The following is a 6353-nucleotide window of genomic DNA, read 5'->3' as shown; positions in this document are numbered from 1 at the left end:
GGGGGAGCGGCGGGTCGTCCCCGCGGCGGACGCGCCGCCGCGCCAGGGCGCCCTAGCGTCGCGGCGCGGGCCGGGAGCGGCCCGTGGACGACGACGAGGAGGAGGCGGGGCGGTGCTCTCGGCACGGGGCCTGGTCCGGCGGTTCGGCGACGCGGTCGTGCTCGACGGGGTGGACCTCGACGTCCTCCCCGGGCGCATGACGGGCTTCGTGGGGGCCAACGGCGCGGGCAAGACGACGACCATGCGGATCCTGCTGGGCGTGCTGGCGCCCTCGGCCGGGGAGGTCTGCTGGGACGGGCGCCCGGTCACGGCGGCCGACCGGCGCGACATGGGCTACATGCCCGAGGAGCGCGGCCTCTACCCCAAGCAGCGCGTGGCCGAGCAGCTCGTGCACCTCGGCCGCCTCCACGGCCTGGGGACGCAGGAGGCCCGGGCGTCGGTCGGCTCGCTGCTGGAGCGCCTCGACCTCGCCGGGCGCGCCGACGACCGCCTCGACAGCCTCTCGCTGGGCAACCAGCAGCGCGTGCAGGTCGCCGCGGCCCTGGTCCACGGCCCCTCCGCGCTCGTCCTCGACGAGCCCTTCAGCGGCCTCGACCCGCTCGCGGTCGACGCCATGGCGTCCCTGCTGCGCGAGGAGGTCGGGCGCGGGGTGCCCGTCCTCTTCTCCTCCCACCAGCTCGACCTCGTGGAGCGGCTCTGCGACGACGTCGTCGTCCTCGCGCAGGGCCGGCGCGTGGCGGCGGGCACGGTCCCCGAGCTCCGCGCCCGCGGTGGCGCGCGCACCCGCCTCGAGGTGGGCCCCGGTGCGGGCGGCGACGTCGGCGACCTCGGGTGGCTGCGCGACGTCGCCGGGGTGGACGTCCTCGACGTCGACGGCCCGCGCGCCCTCTTCACCACCGCCGAGCCGGGCGCCGACCAGCGCGTCCTCGCCGAGGCGCTGCGCCGCGGCCCCGTCCGCGCCTTCGCCCCCGACGAGCCGTCCCTGTCCGAGGTCTTCCGGGAGGTCGTCCGATGAGCGCGCCCACCACCACGTCCGCCCCCGCCCCCGGCCGCCGCCCCGGCGGTCGCGCCGCCTGGCGCGTCGTCGCCGAGCGCGAGGTCGCCGTCAAGCTGCGGGACAAGGTCTTCGTCGGCTCCTTCCTCGTGCTGCTCGTCCTGGCCGTGGCGGGCGTCGTCCTCGGGGCCGTCCTCGGCGGCCGCACGTCCACGACGCAGCTCGCCGTCGTCGCGGGGGACGAGCGGGTCGCCGCCGTCGCCGCCGCCACGGGGGCGCTCCTCGGCCCGGACGACGAGCTCGAGGTCGTCGAGGCGCCCGACGCGGGCGCCGCGGAGGCCCTCGTCGCGGCGGGGGACGCCGACGCGGCGCTCCTGGCGGCGCCGGGCGGCGACGGCCTCGAGCTCGTCGGCGACCAGGAGGTGGCCGGGTCGCTGTCCACGCTCGTGCCGGTCGCCGCCGAGGGCGACGCCCTCGAGCGCAGCGCCGCCGCGGCGGGGACGACGCCGGAGGAGCTCCTGTCCGGCGCGGCGGTGGAGGAGCGGCTCCTCGACCCCTCCGAGGCGGACCCCGTCGCGACCACGCTCGCGCCGCTCGTCTTCGGCTTCCTCTTCTACCTCGTCGCGATCCAGTTCGGCATGGCCATCGCCCAGAGCGTCGTGGAGGAGAAGCAGAGCCGCGTCGTCGAGATCCTCGCGGCCGTGGTGCCGCTGCGCTCGCTCCTGCTGGGCAAGGTCGTCGCCAACGGCGCCCTGGCGCTGGCGCAGGTCGCCGCCCTCGCCGGCGTCGTCCTGGTCGGCCTCGCGGCCACCGGGGAGGGCGAGCTGCTGGGCGCCGTGGGCGCGCCCGTCCTGTGGTTCGTCGTCTTCTTCGTGCTCGGCTTCGTCGCCCTGGCCTGCGTGTGGGCCGTGGCCGGGTCGGTCGCCACCCGCACCGAGGACCTGCAGGGGACGACGACGCCGCTGCTCGTGGCGCTCCTCGCCGCCTTCTACGCCGGCATCTTCGGCAGCGGGTGGGTGCTCGTGCTCGCGTCCTACGTGCCCGTGGCCTCGACCGTGGCCATGCCGACGCGCCTGGTCGCCGGCGAGGCCGCCTGGTGGGAGCCGCTCGTGTCGGCGGGCCTCGTGCTCCTCGCCGCCGTCGTCCTCGTCCGTGTCGGCGCCCGGCTCTACGAGCGCTCGCTGCTGCGGACCGACCGGCGCTCCTCGGTGCGCGAGCTGCTGCGCGAGCGCGGCTGACGCCCGGACGGCGGGCGGTCAGGAGGGGGCCGGGCCCTCCGCCGCGTCCGGGCCCTGCTCCCCGCCCACGCCCCGCTCCCCGTCGACGGGGCGGCCGCCCACCGCGAGCAGGCGTCCGGGCGGGAGCAGGGCGTGGACGCCCTGCACGCCGTTGACGACCTGCGTCACCCGCAGGTCGACGACGGTCGAGGCGAGCGCGAGCGCCCGCGTGCGGGACAGGCCGTGGCGGACCACGAGCAGCTCGAGGACCTCCTCGAGGGCCGCCGCCGTCGCCCGGCGCAGGTCGGCGTCCACGCCGAAGCGCACCTCGCCCGCCGGGGTGGTCGCCCGCGGCGCCGGGGGCGCCGCGCCCGGGTGGAGGACGACCTCGAGGACGACCCGCTCCATCGGGCACTCGACGGCCAGCCCCGACACCTCGCCGTCGCCCTGGGCCGCGTGGCCGTCGCCGACGGACAGCAGCCCGCCGGGCACCTCGACGGGCAGCAGCAGGCTGCTGCCCGCCACGAGCTCGCGGCAGTCGAGGTTCCCGCCGGTGCGGCGCGGCGGCACGGTCGAGTGCGGCCCGGGGCCCGCCGGGCACGTGCCGACGACGCCGAGGAAGGGCCGCAGCGCGACGACGTCGCCGTGCTGGTCGGTCGCCGTCCCGGCCCAGCCGTCGCCGCCCGGGGCGCCCTGCAGCGCCCAGCGCAGGAGCTCGGGCTCGGCGTCCGCCACGCCGAGGGCGTCGTTGCACCAGCTCGACCATCCCCCCGCGCGCGTCCAGCCCCACGGGCCGGGGACGAGCTCGCGCACCCGGACCTCCAGCGCGTCGCCCGGCTGCGCCCCCGCGACGGCGAAGGGCCCCGTGAGCGCGTGGCCGGGGTCGCGGCCGGCGTCGCGGCCGGGGCGCAGCAGCAGGGGCCCGTCGCCGTGGAGGTCGGGCTGCTCGTCGGCGTGCCAGCCGGCGTCGACGGTCCGCAGCACGAGCACGTCGCCGCTGGCCACCTCGAGCCGGGGTGGGAGGTCCGCGTCGAAGCGTCCGTGGAGGAGGTCGCCCGAGTGCTCGACGACGTGGGTGCGCGCCATGGCCGGACGGTAGGCCCGCGGCGCTCACGGCGCCGCAGCGCCGCGGGCCTTCGCGGAGGGCGACGAGCCCTCACCGACCGCGACCGGGCCGTGGGGCGGGCCCGCCCGTTCACGCACGTCTTACGCGGGCGGCCCGGACGACACGCGCCCGTAACACGGCGCGGCGGGGCCCGTAACGGCCCACCGGGATGTTCGTCCCCGCAGCGCCCGCCCGGCGCCGCCCCCGGCCCGCGCCTCGCGGGCCCGGCACCCGACCTCAGGAGGACGAGTGAACACCGGCGACACCGCCTGGATCCTCACCAGCGCCGCGCTGGTGCTGCTGATGACCCCGGGCCTCGCGCTCTTCTACGGCGGCATGGTCCGCATGAAGAGCGTCCTCAACATGATGATGATGAGCTTCGGCGCCATGGCGCTCGTGAGCGTCCTCTGGGTGCTCTACGGCTACTCCGTCGCCTTCGGGGACGACGTGGGGCTGGGCCTGCTCGGCGACCCGACGGAGTTCTTCGGGCTGGCCGGGATGATGACCGAGGACCCGGAGGCCGCCTACCCGGTCATGGCCTTCGTGGCCTTCCAGATGGTCTTCGCCATCATCACCGTGGCCCTCATCTCCGGCGCCGTCGCCGACCGCACCAAGTTCTCCACGTGGATGGTCTTCGTGGCGATCTGGGTGACGATCGTCTACTTTCCCGTCGCCCACTGGGTCTTCGCCTTCGACGGCGAGGGCGTCACGGGCGGCTGGATCGCCAACCAGCTGGCGGCGCTCGACTTCGCCGGCGGCACGGCCGTCCACATCAACGCCGGCGCGGCGGCCCTCGCCCTGGTCCTCGTCATCGGCAAGCGCCGCGGCTTCGGCCGCGAGCCCATGCGCCCGCACAACCTCCCGCTCGTCATGCTCGGCGCCGGGCTGCTCTGGTTCGGCTGGTTCGGCTTCAACGCCGGCTCGGCGCTGTCGGCCGGCAACACCGCGGCGGTCGCCTTCGTCAACACGCTGTGCGCCACCGGCGCCGCCGCCCTCGCGTGGCTCCTCGTGGAGCGCCTGCGCGACGGGCACCCGACGTCGCTCGGCGCGGCCTCCGGCATCGTCGCGGGCCTCGTGGCCATCACCCCGGCGTGCAACGCCGTCTCGCCCGTCGGCGGCATGCTCATCGGCGCCATCGCCGGCGCGCTGTGCGCCCTCGCGGTCGGCCTCAAGTACAAGCTCGGCTACGACGACTCGCTCGACGTCGTCGGCGTCCACCTCGTCGGCGGGATCGTCGGCACGGTGCTCATCGGGATCTTCGGCACGGCCACCTCGCCGGCCGGCGTCGACGGCCTCCTCTTCGGCGGCGGCGTCGACCAGCTCTGGCGCCAGGTCGTCGGCGCGGTCGCCGTGCTCCTCTTCTCCTTCGTGGTCACCTACGTCATCGCGTCGGTGCTGAAGGCCACCATGGGCTTCCGCGTCGACGAGGCCGCCGAGGAGGGCGGGATCGACCAGGCCGAGCACGCCGAGTCGGGCTACGACTTCGGCACCTTCGGCTCCGGGGCCGGCCCCCGCTCGGCCGTCAGCCACCGCCGCACCACCGACGAGGAGGTCTCCGCGTGAAGCTCATCACCGCGGTCATCAAGCCCCACAAGCTCGACGACGTGAAGTCGGCCCTCGAGGCCTTCGGCGTCCAGGGGCTGACCGTCAGCGAGGCCAGCGGCTACGGCCGCCAGCGGGGCCACACCGAGGTCTACCGCGGGGCCGAGTACACCGTGGACCTCGTGCCGAAGGTGCGCGTCGAGGTCGTCGTCGACGACGTCGACGGGGCCGACGTCGTGGGCGCCGTCGTCAGCGCGGCCTCCACCGGCCGCATCGGCGACGGAAAGGTCTGGGTCGTGCCGGTCGAGGACGTGGTCCGCGTCCGCACGGGGGAGCGCGGGGTCGACGCCCTGTAGCGCGGCACCCCCGGCGGCACCCCACCCGACGGCGCGGGCCTGCGGACGACGCGGGCCCGCGCCGTCGGCGCGTCGGGGGTCGAGCACTCCGGGTGACGGCGACCACGCACGGTGCGGCACCGTGCTCCTCGCCCACGGGGCCGGCGGGGGCGGCACCACGGTCCAGGCACGACGAGCGACGGGCGGGAGCGCCCGGCAGGGACGGAGGGGCCATGGGAGCCACCGGGAGCGCGACGCCCGCACCGGACGGGCCGCGGCGCAGGGACCTGCGGACCGAGCGGCTCGCGCTCGCGGTCCGCGCGGGCCTGGACGACCGCACGGCGGGGCCTGCGCGCCGCGAGCGGCTCGCCGGCCTCGTCGACGGCTGGCTGGAGGAGGTGTGGGAGGGCGCCGCGGCCTCCGTCGGCGCGCGCGCCGGCGCGACCGGGGTGGCCCTCGTCGCCGTCGGCAGCCACGCCCGCCGGGAGGCCGGCCCGGCGAGCGACCTCGACCTCGTGCTCCTCCACGACGGGCGCACCTGGGCGCCCGAGCAGCTGGCGGAGGTCGCCGACCGGGTCTGGTACCCCGTGTGGGACGCGAGCCTGCGCCTGGACCACTCCGTCCGCTCGGTGGCGGACTGCCGCCAGGTCGCCGCCGACGACGTCACCGCGGCCGTCGGCCTGCTCGACCTGCGGCCCGTGGCCGGGGACGCGGCCATGGCGCTGCACGCCCGCGAGGCGCTGCGCGAGGACTGGCGGCGGGCCGCCCGCCAGCGCCTGCCCGGGCTGCTCGCCTCCGCCGCCGAGCGGGCGTCCGCCCACGGCGAGCTCGCCTACCTCCTCGAGGGCGACCTCAAGGAGGCCCGCGGCGGGCTGCGCGACGCCGTCGTCCTGCGGTCCATCGTCGCGAGCTGGCTGGCCGACGCCCCCCACGGCAGCTCGGCCGAGGCCCGGCTGCGGCTGCTCGACGTCCGCGACGCGCTGCACGCCGTCACCGGGCGGCCGGGGGAGCGGCTGCTCCTGCACGAGCAGGACGCGGTCGCCGTCGCCATGGGCCTCGAGGACGCCGACGCGCTGCTGGCCGAGGTGGCCCTGGCCGCGCGCGCCCTCGCGTGGTCCCTCGACGTCACCGCGCGCCGCGCCACCGGCGCCGCCACCACG

6 protein-coding genes are annotated in these 6353 nt (G+C 77.4%); 5 read left to right on the top strand and 1 reads right to left on the bottom strand.

All coding sequences use genetic code 11. The features are described 5' to 3' along the window. The first annotated feature begins 112 nt into the window (after positions 1–112). Positions 113–1015 (top strand): ABC transporter ATP-binding protein, encoded by a 903-nt coding sequence (locus HLB09_RS11450; RefSeq protein WP_171203501.1) that lies wholly within the window; start codon positions 113–115, stop codon positions 1013–1015. Then, the gene (locus HLB09_RS11445) at positions 1012–2232 is read left to right on the top strand and encodes an ABC transporter permease (RefSeq protein ID WP_171203500.1); all 1221 of its coding nucleotides are present in this window, start codon (positions 1012–1014) and stop codon (positions 2230–2232) included. The genes HLB09_RS11450 and HLB09_RS11445 overlap by 4 nt, the downstream gene beginning before the upstream one ends. An 18-nt stretch (positions 2233–2250) precedes the next feature. Here the strand turns inward: HLB09_RS11445 and HLB09_RS11440 are convergent, their stop codons facing one another. Beyond that, positions 2251–3297 carry an acetamidase/formamidase family protein gene (locus HLB09_RS11440; RefSeq protein ID WP_171203499.1) on the bottom strand — a complete coding sequence of 349 codons (1047 nt, stop codon included), beginning with the start codon at positions 3295–3297 and terminating at the stop codon, positions 2251–2253. Positions 3298–3565: 268 nt separating this feature from the next. Here HLB09_RS11440 and HLB09_RS11435 point away from each other — a divergent pair, with 268 nt between their 5' ends. From HLB09_RS11435 to HLB09_RS11425, 3 genes are all read left to right on the top strand, one after another. Next, on the top strand, positions 3566–4879 hold the full coding sequence (locus HLB09_RS11435) for an ammonium transporter (protein ID WP_171203498.1): 1314 nt from the start codon (positions 3566–3568) through the stop codon (positions 4877–4879). Then, complete coding sequence (locus tag HLB09_RS11430; protein WP_171203497.1) at positions 4876–5214, top strand: P-II family nitrogen regulator; 339 nt, start codon at positions 4876–4878, stop codon at positions 5212–5214. Before HLB09_RS11435 ends, HLB09_RS11430 begins: the two co-directional genes overlap by 4 nt. Before the next feature lie 212 nt (positions 5215–5426). Beyond that, positions 5427–6353: [protein-PII] uridylyltransferase family protein (locus HLB09_RS11425; protein WP_246235174.1), on the top strand; the 927-nt coding region annotated here is incomplete at its 3' end.

Origin of the sequence: Pseudokineococcus marinus (assembly GCF_013004605.1) — a bacterium.
GTDB lineage: Bacteria > Actinomycetota > Actinomycetes > Actinomycetales > Quadrisphaeraceae > Pseudokineococcus > Pseudokineococcus marinus.
Note: the sequence above shows the minus strand (reverse complement) of the source record. Positions and strands in the feature narration are given on the sequence as shown.

What these genes read in the sequence shown, in the direction of transcription:
- HLB09_RS11440 (WP_171203499.1), bottom strand. Translation starts at nt 3,297, where the DNA reads ATGGCGCGCACCCACGTCGTCGAGCACTCGGGCGACCTCCTCCACGGA.
- HLB09_RS11445 (WP_171203500.1), top strand. Translation starts at nt 1,012, where the DNA reads ATGAGCGCGCCCACCACCACGTCCGCCCCCGCCCCCGGCCGCCGCCCC.